Annotated in this window: 26 protein-coding genes and 1 tRNA gene; 9 read left to right on the top strand and 18 right to left on the bottom strand. The window is 65.7% G+C overall.

Annotation, left to right across the window (positions count from 1 at the left end; all coding sequences use genetic code 11):
* Positions 1-303 precede the first annotated feature (303 nt).
* The 4 genes from cydX to cydP all read right to left on the bottom strand — a co-directional run bounded on the left by cydX (position 304) and on the right by cydP (position 3,499).
* Positions 304-420: a cytochrome bd-I oxidase subunit CydX gene (gene cydX, locus ACPTTC_RS16330; RefSeq protein WP_011353251.1), complete on the bottom strand. Its 117-nt coding sequence runs from the start codon at positions 418-420 to the stop codon at positions 304-306.
* 62 nt (positions 421-482) lie between these two features.
* Positions 483-1,619 (bottom strand): cytochrome d ubiquinol oxidase subunit II, encoded by a 1,137-nt coding sequence (gene cydB / locus ACPTTC_RS16325; protein WP_226201039.1) that lies wholly within the window; start codon positions 1,617-1,619, stop codon positions 483-485.
* A 31-nt stretch (positions 1,620-1,650) separates the two neighbouring features.
* Positions 1,651-3,231, bottom strand: a complete 1,581-nt coding sequence (locus ACPTTC_RS16320; RefSeq protein WP_423393073.1) for a cytochrome ubiquinol oxidase subunit I — start codon at positions 3,229-3,231, stop codon at positions 1,651-1,653.
* Entirely contained in the window at positions 3,221-3,499 is a 279-nt protein-coding gene (cydP, locus tag ACPTTC_RS16315) for a cytochrome oxidase putative small subunit CydP (RefSeq protein ID WP_264166144.1), read from the bottom strand. Before cydP ends, ACPTTC_RS16320 begins: the two co-directional genes overlap by 11 nt.
* Positions 3,500-3,671: 172 nt before the next feature.
* Here cydP and ACPTTC_RS16310 point away from each other — a divergent pair, with 172 nt between their 5' ends.
* Positions 3,672-3,842 (top strand): hypothetical protein, encoded by a 171-nt coding sequence (locus tag ACPTTC_RS16310; RefSeq protein WP_423393072.1) that lies wholly within the window; start codon positions 3,672-3,674, stop codon positions 3,840-3,842.
* Between the two features lie 24 nt (positions 3,843-3,866).
* Here ACPTTC_RS16310 and rpoH read toward each other — a convergent pair whose 3' ends face one another.
* Entirely contained in the window at positions 3,867-4,802 is a 936-nt protein-coding gene (gene rpoH / locus ACPTTC_RS16305; RefSeq protein WP_226201042.1) for an RNA polymerase sigma factor RpoH, read from the bottom strand.
* Between the two features lie 360 nt (positions 4,803-5,162).
* Here rpoH and ACPTTC_RS16300 point away from each other — a divergent pair, with 360 nt between their 5' ends.
* Both ACPTTC_RS16300 and ACPTTC_RS16295 read left to right on the top strand, forming a co-directional pair.
* Positions 5,163-5,732 carry an acyloxyacyl hydrolase gene (locus ACPTTC_RS16300; RefSeq protein ID WP_423393071.1) on the top strand — a complete coding sequence of 190 codons (570 nt, stop codon included), beginning with the start codon at positions 5,163-5,165 and terminating at the stop codon, positions 5,730-5,732.
* Positions 5,733-5,777: 45 nt separating this feature from the next.
* The gene (locus ACPTTC_RS16295) at positions 5,778-6,161 is read left to right on the top strand and encodes a nuclear transport factor 2 family protein (protein WP_011353245.1); all 384 of its coding nucleotides are present in this window, start codon (positions 5,778-5,780) and stop codon (positions 6,159-6,161) included.
* A 143-nt stretch (positions 6,162-6,304) separates the two neighbouring features.
* Here the strand turns inward: ACPTTC_RS16295 and leuA are convergent, their stop codons facing one another.
* Both leuA and ybiB read right to left on the bottom strand, forming a co-directional pair.
* Complete coding sequence (gene leuA / locus ACPTTC_RS16290; RefSeq protein WP_423393070.1) at positions 6,305-7,951, bottom strand: 2-isopropylmalate synthase; 1,647 nt, start codon at positions 7,949-7,951, stop codon at positions 6,305-6,307.
* Positions 7,952-8,331: 380 nt separating this feature from the next.
* Entirely contained in the window at positions 8,332-9,306 is a 975-nt protein-coding gene (gene ybiB / locus ACPTTC_RS16285; RefSeq protein WP_423393069.1) for a DNA-binding protein YbiB, read from the bottom strand.
* A gap of 193 nt (positions 9,307-9,499) precedes the next feature.
* Between ybiB and maiA the strand changes: the two genes are divergently transcribed.
* Complete coding sequence (gene maiA, locus ACPTTC_RS16280) at positions 9,500-10,144, top strand: maleylacetoacetate isomerase (protein WP_423393068.1); 645 nt, start codon at positions 9,500-9,502, stop codon at positions 10,142-10,144.
* Positions 10,145-10,229: 85 nt separating this feature from the next.
* Here the strand turns inward: maiA and ftsY are convergent, their stop codons facing one another.
* The gene (gene ftsY, locus ACPTTC_RS16275; protein ID WP_423393067.1) at positions 10,230-11,384 is read right to left on the bottom strand and encodes a signal recognition particle-docking protein FtsY; all 1,155 of its coding nucleotides are present in this window, start codon (positions 11,382-11,384) and stop codon (positions 10,230-10,232) included.
* A 216-nt stretch (positions 11,385-11,600) separates the two neighbouring features.
* Here ftsY and rsmD point away from each other — a divergent pair, with 216 nt between their 5' ends.
* From rsmD to ACPTTC_RS16260, 3 genes are all read left to right on the top strand, one after another.
* Positions 11,601-12,215, top strand: a complete 615-nt coding sequence (rsmD, locus tag ACPTTC_RS16270; RefSeq protein ID WP_175951487.1) for a 16S rRNA (guanine(966)-N(2))-methyltransferase RsmD — start codon at positions 11,601-11,603, stop codon at positions 12,213-12,215.
* Between the two features lie 111 nt (positions 12,216-12,326).
* Complete coding sequence (coaD, locus tag ACPTTC_RS16265) at positions 12,327-12,824, top strand: pantetheine-phosphate adenylyltransferase (RefSeq protein WP_039346084.1); 498 nt, start codon at positions 12,327-12,329, stop codon at positions 12,822-12,824.
* Between the two features lie 59 nt (positions 12,825-12,883).
* Positions 12,884-13,150 (top strand): YfhL family 4Fe-4S dicluster ferredoxin, encoded by a 267-nt coding sequence (locus ACPTTC_RS16260; RefSeq protein ID WP_175970678.1) that lies wholly within the window; start codon positions 12,884-12,886, stop codon positions 13,148-13,150.
* Between the two features lie 84 nt (positions 13,151-13,234).
* Here ACPTTC_RS16260 and hisC read toward each other — a convergent pair whose 3' ends face one another.
* The 8 genes from hisC to ACPTTC_RS16220 form a co-directional block, all read right to left on the bottom strand.
* Positions 13,235-14,302, bottom strand: coding sequence for a histidinol-phosphate transaminase (gene hisC, locus ACPTTC_RS16255; RefSeq protein ID WP_423393066.1), 1,068 nt, complete (start codon positions 14,300-14,302; stop codon positions 13,235-13,237).
* Between the two features lie 117 nt (positions 14,303-14,419).
* Positions 14,420-15,019 carry an aminoacyl-tRNA hydrolase gene (gene pth / locus ACPTTC_RS16250; protein ID WP_006477776.1) on the bottom strand — a complete coding sequence of 200 codons (600 nt, stop codon included), beginning with the start codon at positions 15,017-15,019 and terminating at the stop codon, positions 14,420-14,422.
* Between the two features lie 121 nt (positions 15,020-15,140).
* Positions 15,141-15,746 (bottom strand): 50S ribosomal protein L25/general stress protein Ctc, encoded by a 606-nt coding sequence (locus tag ACPTTC_RS16245; RefSeq protein ID WP_085042200.1) that lies wholly within the window; start codon positions 15,744-15,746, stop codon positions 15,141-15,143.
* Between the two features lie 161 nt (positions 15,747-15,907).
* Complete coding sequence (locus ACPTTC_RS16240; protein WP_069248896.1) at positions 15,908-16,864, bottom strand: ribose-phosphate pyrophosphokinase; 957 nt, start codon at positions 16,862-16,864, stop codon at positions 15,908-15,910.
* A 44-nt stretch (positions 16,865-16,908) separates the two neighbouring features.
* A tRNA-Gln gene (locus tag ACPTTC_RS16235) sits at positions 16,909-16,985 on the bottom strand.
* A gap of 55 nt (positions 16,986-17,040) precedes the next feature.
* Positions 17,041-17,922, bottom strand: a complete 882-nt coding sequence (ispE, locus tag ACPTTC_RS16230) for a 4-(cytidine 5'-diphospho)-2-C-methyl-D-erythritol kinase (protein ID WP_175970675.1) — start codon at positions 17,920-17,922, stop codon at positions 17,041-17,043.
* 25 nt (positions 17,923-17,947) lie between these two features.
* Positions 17,948-18,568, bottom strand: a complete 621-nt coding sequence (gene lolB, locus ACPTTC_RS16225; RefSeq protein WP_423393065.1) for a lipoprotein insertase outer membrane protein LolB — start codon at positions 18,566-18,568, stop codon at positions 17,948-17,950.
* On the bottom strand, positions 18,568-20,391 hold the full coding sequence (locus ACPTTC_RS16220; RefSeq protein ID WP_423393064.1) for a tetratricopeptide repeat protein: 1,824 nt from the start codon (positions 20,389-20,391) through the stop codon (positions 18,568-18,570). Before ACPTTC_RS16220 ends, lolB begins: the two co-directional genes overlap by 1 nt.
* 367 nt (positions 20,392-20,758) lie before the next feature.
* On the opposite strand from ACPTTC_RS16220, the gene mutM reads away from it, so the two are divergent.
* A complete protein-coding gene (gene mutM / locus ACPTTC_RS16215) occupies positions 20,759-21,586 on the top strand; it encodes a bifunctional DNA-formamidopyrimidine glycosylase/DNA-(apurinic or apyrimidinic site) lyase (protein WP_034189270.1) in 828 nt (275 codons plus the stop codon).
* 24 nt (positions 21,587-21,610) lie between these two features.
* The gene (gene mutY / locus ACPTTC_RS16210; protein ID WP_423393063.1) at positions 21,611-22,717 is read left to right on the top strand and encodes an A/G-specific adenine glycosylase; all 1,107 of its coding nucleotides are present in this window, start codon (positions 21,611-21,613) and stop codon (positions 22,715-22,717) included.
* Positions 22,718-22,913: 196 nt separating this feature from the next.
* On the opposite strand, the gene ACPTTC_RS16205 is transcribed toward mutY, so the two are convergent.
* Together ACPTTC_RS16205 and rapZ are read right to left on the bottom strand one after the other, a co-directional pair.
* Positions 22,914-23,549 (bottom strand): LON peptidase substrate-binding domain-containing protein, encoded by a 636-nt coding sequence (locus tag ACPTTC_RS16205; protein WP_175970671.1) that lies wholly within the window; start codon positions 23,547-23,549, stop codon positions 22,914-22,916.
* A gap of 27 nt (positions 23,550-23,576) precedes the next feature.
* Positions 23,577-24,485, bottom strand: a complete 909-nt coding sequence (gene rapZ / locus ACPTTC_RS16200) for an RNase adapter RapZ (RefSeq protein WP_423393062.1) — start codon at positions 24,483-24,485, stop codon at positions 23,577-23,579.
* Between the last annotated feature and the right edge of the window lie 5 nt (positions 24,486-24,490).

The raw sequence follows: 24,490 nt of genomic DNA, 5'->3' as shown, positions 1-24,490 counted from the left end.
GCTGCCGCGGCGGCGCGCCCGATGGCAAAGGCACGCACGCGATCCACGCGGACGAATCGACGACGAGACAGCGCGCACGCGCGCGCCACATACGGGTTTCGCATGTCTCCCCCACCAGATGGATTCGGCCTGTCTGCGGCCGTGTCCAAAGATCTTATGAAACCTTTTATTGGTATTCAAGTGGTATCAATCTGGCGCTAAATTGGCATCGGCACGCCGGGCCTGTGCGGCCGGGACGAAAAAAAACCTCGCGCGAGGCGAGGTTCCTTCGGGACGGCGGCGGCGCGATCGGCCGCACACGCGTCAGTCGTGGCGAACGCGTGCTTCCTGCGTCTTCTGCCGCGCCTCGAGCCACATCGCATTGACGATGCCGAACGACAGCGCGACGCCGATACCGAGAATCCAGCTGAAATACCACATGATCCGACTCCTTGCGAAACGGTGGGCGAGGGCGCGTAAGCGCCCCGGCCCGGTTCAATGCATCAATACATCGAATGCTTGTTCTCTTCGAGCACTTCACGCGTGACCTTGCCGCGCATCACGCGATACACCCAGCTCGTATAGAGCAGGATGAGCGGCAGGAACACGATCACCGCGAACAGCATCACCTGCAGCGTCATGTGGCTCGACGTCGAATCCCACACGGTCAGGCTGCTGCGCGGGTCGAGCGACGACGGCATGATGAACGGGAACATCGAGAAGCCGGCGGTCAGGATCACGCCGACGATCATCAGGCCCGTGCAGAAGAACGCCGTCTTTTCCTGCTTCGAGCCGGCGAGCAGCAGCGCGAACAGGCCGCCCGCGATCCCGACGACGGGCGCCGCGATCATCCACGGATACTCGCCGTAGTTCGCGAGCCACAGGCCCGAGCCGGCAGCGACGTCCTTGAGCAGCGGGTTCGCGACCGTATCGGTCGGCGCGGCGTGCGTGATGTGGAAGCCGCCGATAGTCGACGCGACCAGCACGCCGGCCAGTACGAACAGCACGACCGCGAGGAACGACGCCGCCCGCAATGCGACCGATGCGCGACGTGCGATCACGCCTTCCGTCTTCATCTTGATGAAGGCCGCGCCGTGCGCGACGAGCATCGTGAGGCTGACGAGCCCGCACAGCAGCGCGAACGGGTTCAGCAGCGCCCAGAAGCCGCCGTAGTAGGTCACGCGCAGGTCGCTGTCGAACTTGAACGGCACGCCTTGCAGCAGGTTGCCGAACGCGACGCCGAACACGAGCGCCGGCACGAAGCCGCCGACGAACAGGCCCCAGTCCCAGCCCGCGCGCCAGCGCGGGTCCGGCCGCTTGCTGCGGTAGTCGAAGCCCACCGGCCGGAAGAACAACGCGAACAGCACGAGCAGCATCGCGAAGTAGAAGCCGGAGAACGACGCCGCGTAGACGAGCGGCCAGGCCGCGAACATCGCGCCGCCGGCCGTGATCAGCCATACCTGGTTGCCTTCCCACGTCGCGCCGACGGTGTTGACGATGATGCGGCGTTCCTCGTCGGTCTTGCCGAGGAACGGCAGCAGCGCGGTCGCACCCATGTCGAAGCCGTCGGTGACGGCGAAGCCGATCAGCAGCACGCCGACGAGCAGCCACCAGATCAGCTTGAGAGTTGCATAGTCCATAGCGATTCCTTGTTCCGTTTCAGGTGCGTGCTCACGCCGGGGCGCGCTCGCTGGCGGCCGCGATTTCGTGGTGATAACGGCCGGTATGCAGCGACGACGGGCCGAGGCGCGCGTACTTGAACATCAGTTTGATCTCGATGACGAACAGCACCGTGTAGAACGCGATGAAACCGGCGAGGCTCAGGTACAGGTCCGTGGGCGTCAGGCTCGACGCGGACAGATGCGTCGGCAGGATGCCCGCGATCGTCCAGGGCTGGCGGCCGAGCTCGGCGACGACCCAGCCGAATTCCGCGGCGAGCCACGGCAGCGGAATCGCCCACACCGCATAGCGCAGGAACCAGCGGCGGTTGCCCTGCAGCAGCTGGCGGCGCGCGCAGAACCAGAACGCGGCGACGAAGGTCGCGAGGAACAGGAAACCGAGGAACACCATGATCCGGAACGAGAAGAACACGGGCGCGACCGGCGGGATCGTCTTCATGGCGGCGGCCTTGATCTGCTCGGGCGTCGCATCGACCACGTTCGGCGTGAACTGCTTGAGCATCAGCCCGTAGCCGAGATACTGCTTGTGCTGGTCGAACAGTTCGCGCGTGGCCGCGCTCGCGTCGCCTTCCTTCATCTTCTGCAGCGCGCCGTACGCGATCATCCCGCTCTGGATGTGCTCCTCGCTGTGCTTCGCGAGTTCGCGCAGGCCGACCACGGGCTCGTCGACCGAGCGCGTCGCGATCAGGCCGAGCGCGTACGGAATCCTGATCGCGTAGTCGGTACGCTGCGCTTCCTGGTTCGGAAGGCCGATCAGCGTGAACGAGGCGGGCGCCGGCTGCGTTTCCCATTCGGACTCGATCGCGGCGAGCTTCATCTTCTGCACTTCGCCGGTCGTGTAGCCCGACTCGTCGCCGAGCACGATCACGCAAAGCGTCGACGCGAGGCCGAAGCCGGCCGCGACCGCGAACGAGCGCAGCGCGAAATCGGTGTCGCGCTTTTTCAGCAGGTACCACGACGAGATGCCAAGCACGAACATCGCGGCCGTCACGTAGCCGGCCGACACCGTGTGCACGAATTTCACCTGCGCGACCGGGTTGAACAGCACGTCGAACAGGTTCGTCAACTCCATGCGCATCGTCTGATAGTTGAACTCGGCGCCGACCGGGTTGTTCATCCAGCCGTTCGCGACGAGGATCCACAGCGCGGACAGGTTCGAGCCGAGCGCGACCAGGAACGTGACCATCAGGTGCTTGACCTTCGACAGGCGGTTCCAGCCGAAGAAGAACAGGCCGACGAACGTCGATTCGAGGAAGAACGCCATCAGGCCTTCGACCGCGAGCGGCACGCCGAAGATGTCGCCGACATAGTGCGAGTAGTACGACCAGTTCGTGCCGAACTGGAATTCGAGCGTGATGCCGGTGGTCACGCCCATCGCGAAGTTGATGCCGAACAGCTTGCCCCAGAACTGGGTCATGTCCTTGTAGACCTGTTTGCCGGTCATCACGTAAACAGCTTCCATGATGACGAGCAGCCAGGACAGGCCGAGCGTCAGCGGCACGAACAGGAAGTGGTAGAGCGCCGTGATGCCGAACTGCAGACGCGACAGATCGACGACTTCACTACTTATCATGGTGGTCTCCCTCGGTGGGTGCTGGCGCCGGTACCGAGAGCAGTTTCTCGGCGACGACGGCAGGCGCAAGCGCCATGTGCTCGGCCTGCGGATGATTGAAGAATGCGTATTTGAGCGACATCAGGAGGATCAGCTTGACGATCAGCACCAGGGTGATGTCGCGGGCGAGGGTGGGGCCGCGAGCCCACGCGGCGATGCGCGCGCGCCAGCCGATCGTGCCGGCCGGTCGCGGGGGAGGCGGCGCGGGCTCTTTATTGATCGAGATCAAGGCGATTATCCTGAATCGATTTACGTCGAATTTGGGGCGACTTTACGTCGGATTTATGACGGCCGTGAAGCTGTTTTAATCCTTTTGCGCCTGACATGCCAATTTTAAAAGGACGGCTTTCCGATTCCGAGTGCTGCGCTGCGGCAGACCGTCGCGAAACACGGGCCGAAACTTGAGGCAGATCAAGGTTATGCGGAAGGGGCCTGCAAACGGCCTATTGCCTGACGAATCAGGTCAATTAATCGGCGCGGAAACGAGTGATGAAGCGGGCGGAGAAGCGAATGAAAAGCAGGAGAAAAGACAGGCGAAAAAAAACCGCTGCCGGTCGGGCAGCGGTTTTTGATGAAGCGCTCTAAATCGCAGCGATTTACGCGTATTCGGCGAGGGCGGTGCGCATCTTTTTCATGGCGCTCGCTTCGATCTGGCGGATGCGTTCCGCCGACACACCGAACTCGGCGGCGAGATCGTGCAGCGTCGAGCCGCCCGAGCCGTCGTCGTCGACGTGCAGCCAGCGCGCCTCGATGATGCGGCGGCTGCGCGCGTCGAGTGCGTCGAGTGCCTGCGCGATGCCGTCCGTCTGCAGCGTGTCGCGCTGACGTGCGGCGAGCACGGCGGTCGGTTCGTTGTGCGAGTCGGCCAGGTAGGCGATCGGCGCGTACGATTCCTCACCGTCTTCGACCTGCCCTTCGAGCGCGATGTCGCCGCCCGACAGGCGCGTTTCCATTTCGGTCACGTCTTCGCGCTTGACGTTGAGCTCTTGCGCGAGGCCGTCGATTTCCTCGGGCGTCATCGCCTGCATGCTCTTCTTGTGGCTGCGCAGGTTGAAGAACAGCTTGCGCTGCGCCTTCGTCGTCGCGACCTTCACCATGCGCCAGTTACGCAGGATGTACTCGTGGATCTCGGCCTTGATCCAGTGGATCGCGTACGACACGAGACGCACGTTCTGAGCCGGATCGAAGCGCTTCACAGCCTTCATCAGGCCGATGTTGCCTTCCTGGATCAGGTCGCCGTGCGGCAGGCCGTAGCCGAGGTAGTTGCGCGCGATCGACACGACGAGCCGCAGGTGCGACAGCACGAGGCGGCGTGCCGAGTCGAGATTGTTGCCTTCACGGAATTCGGTTGCGTACTGGCGTTCCTCTTCGGCCGTCAGCAGCGGAATGCGATTGACGGCCTGGATATACGCGTCGATGTTGCCAAGCTGGCCGGGCAACATCGATTGGGCTGCGAGCGCCAGCGAGCCTGCCGATTCGGCCTTGGCCGGCGTGGGGCTCAGGGTGTTCGGGAGGGTCAGGGCGTTGCTCACTAAAAAACTCCTTTGGAATCAGGGACAAACCCCCGGTCTCGAATGAGATTCCGTGGGCCATCTTAGCACTCCCGCAAGATGAGTGCTAATTCCTTAGAGCAAGCGTGGGCATCGGAGTTCCCGTTTTTTCTATCAAGAAAGTCGAGTCGATAGTCTATTCTGCGACCGAGACGGCGAAGCGAAGTTCCGTAAGCCGTTGTTTCTGATGGTTATCAGTAGACGATTTCAATTTTTGTCGTTTTGGAAGGAAGCCATTTCGCTTTGTGATGCCGATCCGAAAAGTCCTTTACCATACCATTCAGTTCGCTTGAGCCGGCCAAAGCGGCAGGCTCCATTCAACCCACAAAGTTGGAGTGTCAGATGAACAATAACAAGAATCGCTGGCCCCGCAGCCGGCTTGCGCTGCACGCGATGCTGGCGGCGTCTCTTCTGGGCGGATCAGGCGCGGCATGCGCGGATCGATGGGGGATTCAGGCGGGCGGCGGTTTTTCGGATCGCCACGGTGTCGACAAGGCCGATCTCGGCGTGGTGTGGGATCCGGGCTGGAACTGGTGGGAAATCGGCGGCTGGCACTTCGCTTTCGTCGTGGAAGGACACGCCGGCTACTGGCACACGGGCGGCAACGTCCACGGCAGCATTGGCGAATTCGGCGTGACGCCGATGTTCCGCTTCATCAAGAGCGCCGGGGAGATTCGCCCGTTCATCGAGGCCGGCGGCGGTGTCAGGCTGCTGACGCACCCGACGATCTCGGATCATTTCTCGATGGGGACCGCGTTCCAGTTCGCGCCGACGGCGGGGGTGGGCGTGCAGTTCGGCCAACGGCAACAGTATCAGGTCGGCTACCGTTTTGAACATGTGTCTAACGCGGGTATCAAAGAGCCGAATCCTGGTATAAATTTCCACCAGTTCTACTTGCAGTACAACTTCTGATCCGCATGCCCGCGCACGGCGTGCGCGTTGCCGAGGAGTCAGGCGATGGCGAAGGTGGTCGATGCGATCCGCGCGCTCGAGCGCGATCGGTTCCGGGCGATGGTGGACGGGGACGGCGAGGCGCTCGACGCGCTTTTGTCGGACAAGGTGTTCTTCGTGCACACCAACGGCAAACGCGAAACCAAGCAGCAGTTCATCGACGCCATCGTCGCCGGCCGCCGCCGCTATCGCCAGATCGAAATCCAGTCGCAGGACGTGCTGCCCGTCGGCGATGAAACCTGCATCGTCACCGGCCGCGCGTTGATCGAGATGGAAACGAACAACGGCGGCCTGGTCTTCCCGATTGCCTATACCTCCGTCCACACCCACGAACAGGGCCGCTGGAGCCTGTTCGCGTGGCAGGCGACGCGGTGCGCGACCGAGACATGAGCGCGCGTGGCGCTCCTTTCCATGTCCCGACCGAAGCGGCCTTCTGGGCCGCTTTTTGCTGCCTCGTGCGGCGCGGATCGCGCGGCGCACGGGCGGTCACGCCCCGCTCGCTGACGGTTGAACCCTGAAACGGAACCCGGCGCTCAGGCCGCCGCGCGGTGATCCGCGCAGTGCCAGGCCGAGCGGTTGATCGCGCTGACGACCGCATCGAGCGCGGCGCTCGCCGCATCCGCGTGCAGGCCGACGCCGTGCCGCAGCGGCGCATTGCCGACCCGGCAGCCGACCGATACCGCGATCCGCCCATCCGTCGTGCGCGCGTGTTCGCACGACGCGATGTCGATCGCCGCGCCGGCGGCCGCCGCGAATGCCGCGGCCAAACGTCGCGCGGCATCGTCGGGCGGTGTATCCGCCGCGGGCGCCGTCGCGATCTCGCGGTTCTGCCAGCGCGCGCCGTTGCCGTGGTGCGCGGCCGGCCCGTCGGTGTCGAAGAATTCGCGCGCGAACAGCGCGCAGATCGCGTCGCCCGTCACTTCCTCGCCGGACGTATCGGCGAGCGTCTGCACCGCGTGGCTGAATTCGATCTGCACGCGGCGCGTCGGCGTGAAGCCCATCCCGCGTTCGAGCAGGAACGTCGCGCCGCCTTTGCCGGACTGGCTGTTCACGCGGATCACCGCGTCATAGCTGCGGCCGAGGTCGGCCGGGTCGATCGGCAGGTACGGCACTTCCCAGGCCGCGTCGGGGCGCTGCTGCGCGAAGCCCTTGCGGATCGCGTCCTGGTGCGAGCCCGAGAACGCGGTGAACACGAGGTCGCCCGCGTACGGATGGCGCGGATGCACGGGAATCTGGTTGCAGCGTTCGACGACCCGGCGCACCGCGTCGATGTCGGAGAAATCGAGGCCCGGATCGATGCCCTGCGTGTAGAGATTCAGCGCGAGCGTGACGAGATCGACGTTGCCGGTGCGTTCGCCATTGCCGAACAGGCAGCCCTCGATGCGGTCGGCGCCCGCGAGCAGTGCAAGTTCGGCCGCTGCGACCGCGGTGCCGCGATCGTTGTGCGGATGAACGGACAGCACGATGCTGTCGCGATACGCGAGGTTGCGGTCCATCCACTCGATCTGGTCGGCGAACACGTTCGGGCTCGCGGCTTCGACGGTGGCCGGCAGGTTGACGATCATCTTGTGATCGCGGGTCGGCCGCCAGGTCTGCGCGACCGCGTCGCAGATCTCGCGCGCGAACGTCAGCTCGGTCATGCTGAAGGTTTCCGGCGAGTACTGGAAGGTCCACTGCGTGTCGGGGCGCGCGGCGGCGTGTTCCTTGATGATGCGCGTGCCGTCGATCGCGAGCGCCTTCACGTCGGCTTTCGACATCCCGAACACGATGCGGCGGAACGACGGGCAGACCGCGTTGTACAGGTGCACGATCGCGCGCGGCACGCCTTCGAGCGCGTCGAACGTGCGGGCGATCAGGTCTTCGCGCGCCTGCACGAGCACTTCGATCGTCACGTCGTCGGGAATCCGCTTGTCGTCGATCAGCTTGCGGACGAAATCGAAGTCGGTCTGCGACGCCGACGGAAAACCGACTTCGATCTGCTTGAACCCGATCGCAACCAGCATCTCGAAGAACTCGAGCTTCTGCTCGATGCTCATCGGCTCGATCAGCGACTGGTTGCCGTCGCGCAGGTCGGTGCTCATCCAGACGGGCGCGCGCTCGATGGTGCGCGACGGCCATTTGCGGCCATTGAGGCGGACGGGCTCGAACGGACGGTACTTGTCTTGCGGATTGCGCTGCATCTTCTGGACCTCGGGTCTCAAGTCGCGAGCGAAGACGGGCGGCATGGGCGACGGTTGGCGCTGCCTCGCTCCGCGGCACGTGAACGCGCTGCGGATGCGGATGATCTTCGCGAGTCGGCCGACGGATAGACGGACGAATGCTGACGACTTCGGGTTGTAAAAACTACGAGAGGGGTACTGCGAGGAACTGCTGGGAGGGACCGTGCGGACAGCACACGGCGCTACGAAAGCCTTAGGCTAGTCGTAGCGATAGCAGCCGCGCTAGGCGGCCGGAGGTAATTCGGAGGGGGTTCGGATAGGAACGCATGACGGCAACTCTATGCCAGTATGCGCTCCCGTGTCAAATGCCCTGCAAGCGGAGCCGGTTCGCGAGCGTGCCGTCAGCGCGCGATGCGGGCGATCTGCACGATCGTCGCGACCTGCCGGGTGACCGTGTCGGGCGCCGGGACTTCGCCGCGCAATACGGCGTCCGTCCACGCGGCCGTCGTGGCCGCATCGCGCGATTCGGGCAGGGCGACGGGGGGCGCATCGGTCGACGAGCGCTCGGCCTCGATCAGCGTGTCGCAAACGCCGTCGTGCAGCCAGTCGACCTGCACCTGGCGCCGTGTGTCGGCAACGGCTTCGCCCTCGGTGCCGCGTGCCAGCAGCGCGCCGCCGAGCGCGGCGTCCGGATGGTCGCGGAACAATTGAGCCAGGCTGTCGCGGTACGGCGGGTGCGTGTAGTTGACGAGCCGCAGGCCGGCCGGCGCGAACGGCTGCAGGATCTTCACGAGCGTGTGCGTCGAGTTGCGCACGCCGAGCACGCTGCGCATCGACAGCAGGCGTGCAATGCGCGGCGCCAGCACCTCGATCGACGCGAACGCGACGCGGCGCTCGGCAAGCGTGTCCTCGATCGCATCGTGCGACGTCGACGGCGCGAGTGACAGCGCCGAGAAGATCTCGGCGCTCGTCACGCGGCCCGGGTCCTGCTCGACGCCATGCACGAGCACCGGCACGCCTTCGCGCGCCAGCAGCAGCGCGAGCAGCGGCACGAGGTTCGGCTGCTTGCGCGCGCCGTTGTAGCTCGGGATCGACACGGGGCGGAACGCGGCGTCCTGCACGTGCACCGGCTCGAACGACGCCTGCGCGGCAGCGAGCATCGCGGCCAGTTCGTCGGCGGCTTCGCCCTTCAGCCGATAGGCGATCAGGATCGCGCCGAGTTCGACGTCCGACACACGCGCGTCGAGCATCGCACGATAGAGCTCGAACGTGTCCTCGGCGGACAGTGCGCGCGCGCCGTTCGGGCCGCGGCCGATTTCCTTGATGAAGCGGGCGCAAGGGAATGGAACGGCGGCGGGATCGTGGGAAGCGGTCATCGGGGCGTGGGGCGGGCGGGCCGGCATCGGGCCGCGCTGTGAGCGGTGAGGAATGCCCCGAGTATCGCACGGGTGCGGCCGTCGCAAGCGAGGCCGCACGGCGCGGCGCGCTACACTCTGGTTCCCGGCGGTGCGCGCCGGCTGCGCCGCGCCCGTGCCGTCGCCGGCCGAATACGACTACGAGAGACATCCCATGAAGCTTTACAGCTATTTCCGCAGTTCCGCGTCGTACCGCGTGCGAATCGCCCTGAACCTGAAGCAGCTGCCGTTCGACTATGTCCCCGTGCACATGCTGCGCGACGGCGGCGAGCAACTGAAGGACGCGTACCGCGCGCTGAATCCGGATGCGGTCGTGCCGACGCTGATCGACGGCGACGCGACGCTGCAGCAGTCGCTCGCGATCATCGAATATCTCGAGGAAACCCATCCGGAACCGGCGCTGCTGCCGAAGCAGCCGGTCGATCGCGCGTATGTGCGTGCGGTCGCGCTGCAGATCGCGTGCGAAATCCATCCGCTCAATAACCTGCGCGTGCTGAAGTACCTGAAGCACACGCTGAAGGTGCCCGAGGAGGCGAAGAACGCGTGGTACCGGCACTGGATCGAGGCGGGCTTCGAAACGCTCGAGACGCGTCTCGCGAGCGATCCACGCACCGGCAAGCTGTGCTTCGGCGACACGCCGACGCTTGCCGACGTGTGCCTCGTGCCGCAGGTGTTCAACGCGAACCGCTTCTCGATCGACACGACGCGCTATCCGACGATCCAGCGGATCGTCGACCATGCGTCGACGCTCGATGCGTTCAAGGCCGCCGAGCCTGGCGCGCAGCCCGACGCCGAATGAGCGCGGCGCGCCCGGGCCATGCATGACCGGGCGCGCATGAAAAAGGGCGCCCGAAGGCGCCCTGTGCGATGCGTGCCGGCGGAGTTCAGCCGAGCAGCGCGTCCGCGAATTCGACCGCGCTGAACGGCTGCAGATCCTCGACCTTCTCGCCGACGCCGATGAAGTAGACCGGCACCGGGCGCTGCCGCGCGATCGCGGCGAGAATCCCGCCCTTCGCGGTGCCGTCGAGCTTCGTGACGATGAGGCCGGTAAGGCCGAGCGCGTCGTCGAATGCCTTGACCTGGGTGAGCGCGTTCTGGCCGGTGTTCGCATCGATCACCAGCAGCACTTCGTGCGGCGCGCCGTCATGCGCCTTCGAGATCACGCGCTTCACCTTCTTCAGCTCTTCCATCAGGTGGAGCTGCGTCGGCAGGCGGCCGGCCGTGTCGGCCATCATCACGTCGATCCTGCGCGCGCGCGCGGCGCTGACCGCGTCGAAGATCACCGCGGCCGGATCGCCGCTTTCCTGCTGCACGACCGTCACGTTGTTGCGCTCGCCCCAGACCGCCAACTGTTCGCGCGCGGCCGCGCGGAACGTGTCGCCCGCGGCCAGCAGCACCGACTGGTCGAAGCTCTGCAGGTGCTTCGCGAGCTTGCCGATGCTGGTCGTCTTGCCCGCACCGTTCACGCCGGTGATCATCATCACGAGCGGCTGTGCGCGGCCGAGCATCAGCGATTTCTCGAGCGGCGTCAGCAGCTCGACGAGCAGGTCGTGCAGTGCGGATTTCACCTGCTGCGGGTCGGTCAGGCGGCCCGTGCGTACCTTTTCGCGCAGCGCGCCGAGCAGGTACTCGGTCGCGTCGACGCCCGCGTCGGACATCAGCAGCGCGGTTTCGAGCTCCTCGTACAGATCCTCGTCGATCTTCGTGTTGACGAACACGCCGGTGATGCTCGAACCCGTCTTGGCGAGCCCCGTTTTCAGGCGCGCGAGCCACGATTTCTTCGCGGTGGCGTCCTGCAGCGGCGGCGGGACGATTTCGACCGTCTCGACGACTTCGTCGCGTCCGTCGTTGGTCGGCGTGACCGTCATCACGACGGCCGGCGCGGCCGGTTGCGCGGGCGCTTGCGGCAGGTCGGCCGCAGGCGGGGCCTCGACCGCGGGCGCATCGGACGGCTCGTCCGTTTGCTGCGCGTCGGCCGATTGCGAATCCGCCGGATCGGGCTCCTGCGTTTTCTTGAATCGTTTGAAGAAGCTGAACATGGTCTGACGTCGGGAAGAGGGCGGGCCGCCGCCAGCGGCGGGGCACCGGACGGGCCGTCCTGCGTTCGCGCGGGCGCGGCGCACGGCGGCCGAAACCGTGCATTTTATCAGTGCGGCGTGGCGCTCGCGTCAGTGTGCGCCGCCGCTGTGGTAACGTGCGCCTGTTTAGCGGTGCGCCCTCGCGCGCGCCCGGTCCCTCCGTCGTCGATATTCCGTATGTCCCGTTCCTCTCCCGGCCGCCCGGCGGCCCCTTCTGGCCGCGGCAAGCCGCACACGATCCGCATCATCGGCGGTGACTGGAAACGCACGCCGCTCGCGGTGCTCGATCTCGACGGCCTGCGGCCGACGCCCGATCGCGTGCGCGAGACGCTGTTCAACTGGCTTGGCCAGGATCTCGAGGGCCGGCGCTGCCTCGACCTGTTTGCGGGCACCGGCGCGCTCGGCTTCGAGGCCGCGTCGCGCGGCGCGGCGAGCGTCGTGATGGTCGAACGCCATCCGCGCGCCGCGCAGCAATTGCGTGCGATCAAGGACAAGCTCGGCGCACGTGCGGTCGAAGTCGCCGAAGCCGATGCGCTGCGGCTCGCGGCCGGGCTCACGCCGGGCGCGTTCGACGTCGTGTTTCTCGATCCGCCGTTCGGCGATTCCGCTGCGCTCGAGCGCGCGATCACGCTGTCGGCGCCGCTCGTCGCGGCAGGCGGCGCGCTGTACGTCGAAACGGGGGCGGAGCTCGATCCGGCCGCGCACGACGCGCTCGCAGGCTGGGAGGTCGTGAAGCACGGCAAGGCAGGTGCGGTTCACTATCATTTGCTGCGGCGCGAAAATGATGAATAATGCGCGTTCCATACGAGGCGGCGCGCCGCAAAGGCGACGCATGCCCATCTCGGCGGCGGCGTGCGCATCGCACGGCTGCCATCCCGTTTGCGTGATGACAGGAGGAGCGACATGGTAGTCGCCGTGTATCCCGGTACGTTCGATCCGCTGACGCGCGGGCACGAAGACCTCGTGCGGCGTGCGTCGAGCATTTTTGATACGCTGGTGGTCGGTGTTGCCGACAGCCGCGCGAAAAAGCCGTTCTTCTCGCTGGAAGAACGTCTGACGATTGCGAACGAGGTGCTCGGCCATTATCCGAATGTGAAGGTGATGAGTTTCACCGGCCTCCTGAAGGATTTCGTCCGCACCAACAACGCGCGCGTGATCGTGCGCGGCCTGCGCGCCGTGTCCGATTTCGAATATGAGTTCCAGATGGCGGGGATGAACCGCTACCTGCTGCCCGACGTCGAGACGATGTTCATGACGCCGTCCGACCAGTACCAGTTCATCTCGGGGACGATCGTGCGCGAAATCGCGCAGCTGGGCGGCGATGTCAGCAAGTTCGTGTTCCCGTCCGTCGAGAAGTGGCTGACCGAGAAAGTCGCCGCGATCGGAGGCCCTGCCGCGTGACGCGGCGCCGGCCGGTTTCGTCGAGAAGCCGGCCGCCGGCCTGAAGAAGTGAGATCAGTATGGCTTTGATGATTACCGACGAGTGCATCAACTGCGACGTGTGCGAGCCCGAGTGCCCGAACGGCGCGATTTCGATGGGCCCGGACATCTACGTGATCGACCCGAGCAAGTGCACCGAGTGCGTCGGCCATTTCGACGAACCGCAGTGCCAGCAGGTGTGTCCGGTCGAATGCATTCCGCGCGATCCGCAGCATGACGAATCGCACGCGCAATTGATGGAGAAGTATCACGCATTGACCGCCGGGAAGCGCGACGACGCGTCGTGACCCAGCGGTGACGCGCGCGCTCGAGTGCTTCGGTGCGCACGTTGCGCGTCCGGATCGGCGCCGCCTGGCGCCGGTTCTTTCGTTTCAGGCCAGCAACTCGCGCAACGCCGCGACGAGCGCATCGCATTCGGCGTCCGTGCCGACGGTGATGCGCAGGTGCTGGTCGATCCGCGGCAGCCCGAAGTGCCGCACGAAAATTTCCCGTTCCTTCAGCTTTGCCGCAATCGCACCCCCGTCGTGCGCGGGATGGCGCGCGAACAGGAAATTCGCGGCCGACGGCACGATGTCGAAGCCGAGCGCGTCGAGCGCATGCGTGAGACGCGTCCGGCTGTCGATCACGCGCCGGCAGGTTGCGCTGAAATAATCGGTGTCTTCGTACGCGGCCTGCGCGGCGACCTGCGCGAGCCGGTCGAGCGGGTACGAGTTGAAGCTGTCCTTCACGCGGTTCAGCGCGTCGATCAGCGCCGCATCGCCGAACGCGAAGCCGACGCGCATGCCCGCGAGCGAGCGCGCCTTTGACGTCGTGTGTACGACGAGCAGGTTCGGGTAGCGGTCGATCAGCGTAATCGCGGACTGCGCGCCAAAATCGACATAGGCTTCGTCGACCACGACGACCGACGACGGATTCGCGGCCGCGATCCGCTCGACGTCGGCGAGCGGCAGTGCGCGCCCGGTCGGCGCGTTCGGATTCGGAAACAGTACGCCGCCGGCGTCGTCGAGATAGTCTTCGACGCGCATCGAGAAGTCGTCCGCGAGCGGCACGATCGACGTCTGGACGCCGTACAGGCGCGCATAGGTCGGATAGAAGCTGTACGTGATGTCGGGGAAGCGCAGCGGCCGGTCGTGCTTGAGCAGCGCGTGGAACGTGTGAGCGAGCACCTCGTCGGAGCCGTTGCCGACGAACACCTGCTCGGGCTTGATGCGGTGATGGGCTGCGACCGTCTCGCGCAGCGCGCGCGCAACCGGGTCGGGATAGCGGCGCAGCGTGTCGCCGGTCTCGCCGAGTTCACGCGCGATCGCCGCGACGACGCGCGGCGACGGCGGATAGGGATTCTCGTTGGTGTTCAGCTTGACGGGGTGTGCGAGTGCGGGCTGTTCGCCCGGCACGTAAGGCACGAGTTGCTGAACGACGTCGCTCCAGTAACGGCTCACCGCTTGGCTCCTGTCGGGCAAAGCGACCAGATTACCGCATGTGCGCGCAGGGTGGGGCGGGTAAGGCCGTCCGGCGGCAAGCCGGACGGCTCGATGCACCGCAGCGGTGCGATGCGGTCAGTTGCGATGCAGCTGCATGGTCGCGCGGTCGAGTTCGCCCTTGACGACCATCGGCATCACGGCGAGCGCGCGTTCGATCGACGCGTCGATCACGTCCTGTTCCTCGCGGCGCGGCGGCTTCAGCACGAAGTTCGCGACGTCGGGCTTCGCGCCCGCGCGCGCGCTTTCCGGAATCAGGTCGCGCGGATGGCCGATGCCGATCCGCAGCCGCCAGTACTGCTGCGACGACAGGTGCGCGGTGATGTCCTTCAGGCCGTTGTGGCCGCCGCTGCCGCCGCCGAGCTTCAGCTTCACGGTGCCGGGCGGCAGGTCGAGCTCGTCGTGCGCGACGAGGATCTGGTCGGGCAGGATTTTGAAGAACTGCGCGAGCGCGACCACCGACTGACCGGAGCGGTTCATATAGGTTTGCGGCTCGAGCAGGTGGACTTCCTCGCCGTGCAGGCGCGCTTTCGCGTAGAAGCCGTGGAAGCGGCGTTCGTCGCGCAGCGTCGTGCCTGCTTCGCGGGCGAGCTGGTCGATCAGCCAGAAGCCGGCGTTGTGGCGCGTCGCGGTGTATTCCGCCCCGGGATTGCCGAGGCCGACGATCAGTTTGATCATGACGTTTCGAAGGCGGCAACTGCCGCCTGGGCGCAAAAAAAGAAAAACCCGCCGGGCAAGCCGCGGCGGGTTGCGTCGACCGTTTCGTGAAACGGATCGATGGGGCGCGTGGGCAGCCCGCTTAGGCAGCCGGCGTTTCGCCTTCTGCTGCGTCCGACACGGCACCAGCCGGGACCGTCGCCGATGCGACAACCGGGTTTTCCGCGTCGATGTGCGCGACCAGCGCGACGCCCTTCGGCAGCGTGATGTCCTTCGCGTGCAGCGATTGACCGGCTTCGATCTTCGACAGGTCGACTTCGAGGAACTCCGGCAGGTCAGCCGGCAGGCACTCGATTTCGATTTCCGTCGCGACGTGCGAAACGATCGCGCTCGACAGCTTCACGGCCGGGCTGATTTCAGCGTTCAGGAAGTGCAGCGGTGCCTTCGTGTGCAGCTTCTTCTTCGCGTCAACGCGTTGGAAGTCCACGTGCAGCACCAGTTGCTTGAACGGGTGGTATTGCACGTCGCGCAGCAGAACCTGTTGCGACTGGCCAGCCACTTCGAGGTCGAGGATCGACGAGTGGAAAGCTTCCTTCTTCAGGGCGTGCCACAGGGCGTTGTGATCGAGTTCGATCTTTTGCGGGGCTGCTTCGCCACCGTAAACGATACCCGTGGTCTTACCAGCGTTGCGCAGGCGGCGGCTCGCACCCGTACCTTGCTCTTGGCGCTCGAAAGCGACGACTTTCATGTGATTCTCCAATAGCTGCCCGCGACCAGGCAGTAAAACGGGGCCGTCAAACTGCGGCCCCCGATGAAACGGACGGGGTTTCGTCTATCCCGTCCGATTGTGCAAAAAGCGAAGCGTTGCCGCTTCGCTTTCTGCGCATGCTTTGTTCAGTCGATTCGCGATCAGGATTCCGCGAACAGCGACATCACCGAGTCGCCGCGGCGGATCCGCGAGAACGTTTCGGCCAGCAGGCTCGCGCTCGTCAGCGAACGGATCTTCGAGCAGCCGAGCGATTCGGCGGACAGCGGGATCGTGTCGGTGACAACCAGCTCGTCGAGCGCCGATGCGGCGATACGATCAGCTGCGCCACCCGACAGCACCGGGTGCGTCGCATACGCGAATACCTGCTTTGCGCCGCGCTCTTTCAGCACTTGTGCGGCCTTGCAGAGCGTGCCTGCCGTATCGACCATGTCGTCCATGATCACGCAGGTGCGGCCTTCGACTTCACCGATGATGTTCATCACTTCGGAGACGTTCGCCTTCGGGCGACGCTTGTCGATGATCGCGAGATCGCAGTTGAGCTGCTTCGCGAGTGCCCGGGCACGCACCACGCCGCCGACGTCCGGCGACACGACGAGCAGATCCGGGTAGTTCTGCTTGCGCAGGTCACCCAGCAGGATCGGCGTTGCGTAGATGTTGTCGACCGGGATGTCGAAGAAGCCTTGAATCTGGTCGGCGTGCAGATCCATCGTGATGATCCGCTCGACGCCTGCGATTTCCAGCATGTTCGCGACGACCTTCGCCGAGATCGCGACGCGCGCCGAACGCGGGCGGCGATCCTGACGGGCGTAACCGAAGTAGGGGATGGCTGCAGTGATCCGGCCGGCAGACGCGCGCTTGAGCGCATCGACCATGATCATCAGTTCCATCAGGTTGTCGTTCGCCGGTGCGCACGTGGATTGCAGGACGAAGACGTCCTTGCCACGCACGTTTTCCTGGATCTCGACCTGGATCTCGCCGTCGGAGAAACGGCTGACCATTGCTTTGCCGAGGGGAATTCCAAGGATATTGACGACTTCCTGGGCGAGCGCGGGATTCGCGTTGCCAGTAAAAACCATCAGGCCGTCATGGCTGCTCATCGTGCACCTGCTTCGGGCTTAGGCGGGAAATGCGGGAAAATTTTTGGCAGGGGAGGAAGGACTCGAACCCTCGCATGCCGGAATCAAAATCCGGTGCCTTGACCAACTTGGCGACTCCCCTACACTCAACTGATAACTTCACCGGACTTGTGTAGGCCATCCGGCAAAGTAAAACTTCATGACGCGAAAGCGAAGAGCGGATGCTCGTTCAGGCTCTCGGCAACTGCACCGTTCCAACCGGTGGGCAGCTTGGCTTGCGCCGCTTCTGCCTCATGCTTGCTGCGAAACGCTGCAAACACGCTTGCTCCGGAGCCGGTCATCCTCGCGGGGGTCACATCATACAACCATTTGACCACCTGCGCAACTTCCGCGTACTTACTTGTCACAACTTGCTGCATATCGTTCCGGCCGAAACTATCTGGCCATCCCGCGTCGCTGCTTTGCTGTGCAAGAAAGTCCGTAATTGTGACGCGCTTCGAATCTCTTGTCAACAACTTATCTGAAAATATTTCAGCGGTTGGGACGTGAACGCGAGGCGTTACAACCAAGAACCAGCGAGTCGGCAATTGTACCTCAGCTAATTCCTCTCCGATACCCTCTGCGAATGCATTTTTTCCAAAGATAAAAAACGGAACGTCTGCGCCGAGTTTTACCGCGAGCGACTGAAGCTCCGCGCGCGGCAGGTCGAGTTGCCACAGGCGGTTAAGCGCGAGCAGCGTCGTCGCCGCGTCGGAGCTGCCGCCGCCGAGGCCGGCCCCCATCGGCAGGCACTTGTCGATCTCGATGTCGACACCGTGCGCGGTGCCCGTGTGCGCTTTCAGCAGGTTGGCCGCGCGCACGACGAGGTCGCTTTCCTCGGGCACGCCGGGCACGTCGGTGACACGTGCGACGCGACCGTCGTCGCGTAGCGTGAAGTGCAGCGTGTCGCCCCAGTTCAGCAACTGGAACACGCTCTGCAGATCGTGATAGCCGTTCTCACGGCGGCCGGTGATGTGCAGGAACAGGTTGAGTTTCGCGGGCGCAAGGCAGTTGCGCAGCGAGCGGGTCGAATCGGTCATGCGTATGTCTAGGCTAGGCGGGTGCTCACTGATCGAGCACGAGCTTGATGTCGAGCGGCGGTGTCGCGCGCACGAGGTTGACGCGTTTGACGCCCGTGGCCGGGGCATCCGCGTAGGCAAGGTAGTCGATCGTCCAGCCGTCCTGGCGGATCTGCTTGACGCGCGTGCCGTCAGCCGGATCGCGCACCGTCTCCGCGGGCGTTGCGGGCGCGGCTGTCGGCAGCAGCCAGTAGCGCAGGCCCGCGAGCGGCAGTTCGAAGCCGAGTGTTTTCTGCATCAGGTCGCCGACGTCCGGCGCATATTGCGTCGGACGGTTCGGCAATTCGAGCGATGCCGCCTGCGGCGTCGACTTCACGACGGCGAGCGTCTGGCCGAGCGGGCTGCGAAGTTCGAGCGACACGTCGTCGCCGTGCTCCTGCCAGTCGAAGTTGCCGTACACGTTCTGCTGCTTGCCGAGGCGGTCGTCGTACTGCACCGCGAAACGGCCATGGTAAGCGTGTGTTGCGGCGGTCTGCAGCGCTGCGCCGGCCGGCGTGCCGGCCGACGGCGGCGTGCTCGCGCAGCCGGCGAGCGCGAGCGCCGCGCCGACTGCGGCCAGCGTGCGCTGCGCGTGGAAGGACCGGAAAAACGTCGGGAACATCTGCATCAGAGACCGTTGATCTGGAAGCGTTTCAGCGTTTGCACGAGCGTGTCGTTGTCCGGCTCGAGCTTCTGTGCGTCACGCCACGCGGAACGTGCGTCGTCCTGCGCGCCGCTCTTCCACAGCACTTCGCCGAGATGCGCGCCGATCTCGGCGTTCGGCTGCAGTTCGTACGCACGCCGCAGCACCTTCGCCGCGCCGGCCGTATCGCCCATCCGGTACTTCACCCAACCGAGGCTGTCCATGATGTAGGCGTCGTTCGGCGCGAGCGCCATCGCCTTGTCGATCAGCTTGCTGGCTTCGGGCAGCCGCTGGTTGCGGTCGGCGAGCGAATAGCCGAGCGCGTTGTACGCCTGCGGATTTTCGGGCTGCGTGCGGATCAGCTCGCGCAGCTGCTTTTCCATCGTCGTGTAGTGGCCGGTCTTTTCGGCCGCCATCGCGTAGTCGTAGCGCAGGTCGGGATCGTCCGGGAAGTCCTGGACCGCCTGCCCGAGCCGTGCCTCGGCTTCCGGATAGCGCTTCGCGGTGAACAGGATCGATGCGTCGGTGCGTGCGACCACGGCCGCATCGCGCGGATCCGTGATCGGCAGGTCGTCGAGCACCTTGCGCGCCTCGTCGGTCTTGCCCTGTTTCTGCAGCAGTTGCGCGCGCGTGATCTGCGCGGGGAGGTAGTGCTGGCTCGTCTGGTCGACCTTGTCGAGCCATTGCGACGCCTGCGCATCGTTGTTCTGGTCGATCGCGATCTGCGCGAGGTAGATGTAGCCCTGGCCGACGTCGAGGTTCGGCTGCTTGTCGCCGAGCTGTACGTACTGCTTCAGGTAGACGGTCGCGTCGTCGAGCTTCTTCTGCTGGATCTTGATCAGCGCGAGCGCCATCAGCGGCGTCGGATCCTTCGAGTCGAGCTTGCGCATCGTCTCGAACTGCTTCTGCGCGTCGTCGAGGCGATCGTCGGCGAGATAGAGCTGTGACAGCGCGAGCCGCGCATCGCGCGACTTCGGATTCTGCTGAACATACTTCTCGAACGACACGATGCCCGCCGCGCGTTCCGCGGGCCCCATCTGCGACAGCATCAGGGCTGCCGGCAGGTAGTCGGGGCGGATCTGCAGCGCCTGCTTCAGCGACTGCGCGGCGCCGTCCTTGTCGTCGACCGCGAGCTGCTGGCGCGCGATCGCGAGCTGCGCTTCGGGCCGGTTCAGGTCGTTCTTCAGCATGTCCTTCAGCACCGCGAGGCCGCCGACGCGGTCGGGGCCGCGCACCAGCAACGCCTGCAGCGCGAGGATCGCCGGGCCGCGCGTCTCGCCGGTCGCCCGGGCCAGCTCGCGCGCGAGCATCGGCTGCGCGTCGGCCGGCTTGCCGGCGAGCACCAGCAGCGCGGCGTCGACCTGCGATGCGCGATTCGAATCCGGTGCGTACTGGCGCCACAGGTTCGCGGCGGACAGCGCATCGGCCGGGCTCTGCGCGCCCAGCGCAATTTCGGTCGCGCGCTGCGCCATGCGCGGATCGCGCGTGTCGCGGGCGAGCGCGAGGTAGGTCTGGTAGGCCGGCGCGGGCTGGTTACGCTGCAGCGCGACCTCGGCGGCGAGCACCTGGTAGACGATCTGGCTCGTCAGCGGGACGCCGGGGAGATTCTTCTGCTCGTCCGGCATCACATGCTCGAACGCACCCTGCGACTCCGCGTCGTCCGATGCCGGATCCTGTGCGTGAGCCGGGAAGGCGGTGAGGGTCCAGGCGGCAAACAGCGCGGCGCCGAGTGCACGGCGGACCGGGAAGGCGCGCGCGCCGCGCACGGCGGCGGGGCGCTTCAGAAGCAGCTTCGAGGGCAGGGTCATGGAAATCCGTTCGATGTTTCAACCGATTGTAACGCGCTCGCTACAATACACGCACGATCGTGATAGGGTCTGTTTACATATGGAACGCACATGCGAATGCCCGAAATTGCCCGCATGGCAAGAAGCGAGGAGTGCCGTTTGGCGAGCCAAACAAGCGACGAGCGACGCCGCCATGCGGGCAATTTCGGGCATTCCCGTGACAGGAATTTTTTAATTTGGGGTTGCCACGAGAACGGCCGCTCGCCGCGTTGCGCTTCTTGCGAATACGTGAGTATTCGCGGCGTCGCGCGCCTCGCGAGCGGCCGTTCTCGTGGCAACGCATGAGCGTTCCATATGTAAACAGACCCTAGTCTCAGACCCGCAAAACATGCCAGAGTTGCCAGAAGTCGAAGTCACGCGCCGGGGCATCGAGCCCTTTGTCGCGGGCCGCCGCGTCGAGCGTGTCGACGTCCGTACCGAGATGCTGCGCTGGCCCGTGCCGGCCGGGCTCGCCGAGCAGTTGCGCGCACGTGAGGTGCTTGCCGTCGAGCGTCGCGGCAAGTACCTGCTGTTCGAGGTCGACGCGGGCTGGTTCATCGTCCATCTCGGCATGACGGGCACGCTGCGCGTGCTGCCCGCGGCGGGCGTGCCGGTCGCCGCGAAGCATGACCACATCGACTGGATCTTCGACGAATTCGTGCTGCGGTTCCGTGATCCGCGCCGCTTCGGTGCGGTGCTGTGGCACCCGCGCGAAGCAGGTGACGTCCATGCTCATCCGCTCCTCGCGAGCCTGGGCGTCGAGCCGTTCTCGCCGGCGTTTACCGGGGCGCTCCTGCACGCGCGCACGCGCGGCCGTACCGTGTCGGTCAAGCAGGCGCTGCTCGCGGGCGACATGGTCGTCGGCGTCGGCAACATCTATGCGTCGGAGAGCCTGTTTCGCGCCGGCATCCGGCCGACGACGGCCGCCGGCAAGGTGTCGCTGCCGCGCTACGAGCGGCTGGCCGACGCAGTGCGCGCAACGCTTGCCGACGCGATCGAGCGCGGCGGCAGCACATTGCGCGATTTTGTCGGCAGCAACGGCGAAAGCGGCTATTTCCAACTCGACTGCTTCGTCTACGACCGTGCGGGCCAGCCATGCCGCGTATGCGGCACGCCGATCCGCCAGATCGTGCAAGGTCAGCGGTCGACCTATTTCTGCCCGACCTGCCAGCGTTGAAACCTTTTTCCACGATCAGATAACTTGAAGCCGCCCCGCATCACCCCCGCTCCGTTCCCCGTCACGCCGCTGCATCGCACGTTCGCCTCGCGCCTGGTCGCGTGGCAGCGCGAGCATGGCCGCCACGACCTGCCGTGGCAGAACACCCGCGATCCGTACCGGATCTGGCTGTCGGAAATCATGCTGCAGCAGACGCAGGTATCGACCGTCATCCCGTATTACACGCGCTTTCTCGAACGTTACCCCGACGTCGCCGCGCTCGCGGCCGCGCCGACCGACGACGTGATGGCGCTCTGGGCGGGGCTCGGCTACTACTCGCGCGCGCGCAACCTGCACCGCTGCGCGCAGGTCGTCGTCGCCGAGCACGGCGGTGCGTTTCCGGCGACACCCGACGCGCTGGCCGAACTGCCGGGTATCGGCCGTTCGACGGCCGCGGCGATCGCGTCGTTTGCGTACGGCGCGCGCGCAACGATTCTCGACGGCAACGTGAAGCGCGTGCTTGCGCGGGTATTCGGCGTCGAGGGCTTCCCGGGCGAGAAGCGCGTCGAGAACGACATGTGGGCGCTCGCCGAATCGCTGTTGCCGGACGCCGCGAACGCGGCCGACGTGAGCGCGTATACGCAGGGGCTGATGGATCTCGGCGCGACGCTGTGCATGCGTGGCAAGCCCGATTGCGCGCGCTGCCCGTTCGCGGGCGACTGCGTCGCGCAATCGACAGGCCGCCAGCGCGAACTGCCGGCCGCGCGGCCGAAGAAGGCCGTGCCGACGCGCAAGACCTGGATGCTCGTGCTGCGCGACGGCGACGCCGTGCTGCTCGAGCGGCGGCCGCCGACCGGCATCTGGGGCGGGCTGTGGAGCCTGCCGCAAGCGGACGGCGACGTTGCGCTCGCGGCACTCGCACGCGGCTTCGGCGGCGGCGGCACGGTACCGCTCGCGCCGCTGACGCATACGTTCACGCATTTCCGGCTCGAGATCGAGCCGCGGTTGAGCGACATGGCCGACGGTGGCGGCCTGCCGTCGCAAGCGCGGGATGCGGAAACCGCGTGGGTGCCGCTCAGCCGGCTCGATGCGTACGGGGTGCCGGCGCCGGTGCGTAAGCTGCTCGATGCACTGAGCGGGCCGCTGCTTTAACGAGACGAGAGCGGCGGTTCGCGCTATCACGAAAGTGCCGGGCCGCCCCGGATTTCCGCTGCGAAGGGCGTTCCCACGGGGAATGATTCCGTCGGCGCAGGGGCTCGCACGAAGCGGCAGGTTCGGGGGGCGCTCGAGTGAGCGCCGGGCCGCGTCTCTCGGGACGCGTGGCGCGAAGCGACCGGTCCGGAGGCGCTTACAGCCAGCCGTGCCGGTCGAGCACGTGGTGCACGGCGTCGATGCGCGCGCCGACGTCCGGAAACTCCATCAGCTTCTGCCGCGCGCGCAGGTCGAGCGGCAGCAGTTCCGCGAGACGGTTCGATACCCAGGTCGGATCGTCGAGGCGGAACGGTTCACCGAACGGCATTTTCTCCGGATCGGACTTTTTCAGTGCGTTGATGATGCGCTCGAGCACCTCGGCGCACGAGCCGAACTGCGCGAGCGCCTGCTCGCCTTCGAGCGGGATGTCGTCGGGTAGCGGCTCCGCAATGCCGACCAGCAGCCCGTTGCTTTCGACGCGATACGACAGCAGCTCGAAACGCTGCGTGCCGACCGCCTGCAGGTACAGCATGCCGAATTCACCGGTATCGCACTCGGTGATGCGCGCCATGCAGCCGATGGTCTCGGGCACCGACACCGCGCCGTCCTGCGCGACTTCCGGCCCGCTCTTCAGCAGGCACACGCCGAACGGTGCGTTGTCGCGCAGGCACGCGCGCGACATGTCGAGATAGCGTGCCTCGAACACCTTGAGCGGGAGCAGGCCCCCCGGAAACAGCACTGTGTGCAGCGGAAACAGCGGCAGGTCGATCAGGGTGGTCGATAGGGAGGACATGGCGCGCGGGTGAAGGGACGGGCGTCGCTAGGGTCGGTCGACCTCGGAGACGAGCCGCGACGACGCGTCGACATCCACTGGCGCATCACGATGCCGCACGATCACGTTCGCCTCGTGCGCAAGGCGCGCGGCGAGCGTTTCCGCGATGAACACCGACCGATGCTGCCCGCCCGTGCAGCCGATGGCGACGGTCAGGTAGCTGCGGTTGTCATCGCGGAAGTGCGGCAGCCATTTCATCAGGAACGCATGGATGTCGTCGATCATCTGGTGGACGATCGGCTGTGCGTCGAGAAAGGCGATGACCGGTTGGTCGAGCCCGGTGAGCGGGCGCAACTCGTGGTCGTAGTACGGATTCGGCAGCGCGCGCACGTCGAACATCAAATCGGCGTCGAGCGGCACGCCGCGCTTGAAGCCGAACGATTCGAACATCACCATCAGGTCGTTGCTCTTCTGCTCGATGAAGCGCTTGACCCACGTACGCAGCGCATTCGCGCGCAGCGTGCTCGTGTCGATCTGGTGGCCGAATTCGGCGAGCGGCGCGACGAGGTGGCGCTCGCGCTCGATCGCTTCCTCGAGCGACGACAGCAGGCCGACGTCCGCATCGTGCGACAGCGAGCCGGACAGCGGGTGGCGGCGGCGCGTCTCGGAGAAGCGCTGGATCAGCGCCTGGGTGCTCGCGTTGAGGAACAGCACGCGCACGTCGTGCTCGCGCGACAGATCGCGGATCAGGCCGGGCATTTCGTCGAGCGACGCGCTCGAGCGTGCGTCGATCGCGACCGCGAGCCGGTGCTGCCCATGCTCGGCGAGGTAGCGGGCGAGTTCGGGGAGCACGTGCGGCGGCAGGTTGTCGACGCAGTAATAGCCTGCGTCTTCGAGCGCGTTCAGCGCGACGGACTTGCCTGAGCCGGAGATGCCGGTGATGAGGACGATGCGCATGGGAG

The sequence above is a fragment of the Burkholderia mycopellens genome (genome assembly GCF_964265025.1).
Classification (GTDB): domain Bacteria; phylum Pseudomonadota; class Gammaproteobacteria; order Burkholderiales; family Burkholderiaceae; genus Burkholderia.
Note: the sequence above shows the minus strand (reverse complement) of the source record. Positions and strands in the feature narration are given on the sequence as shown.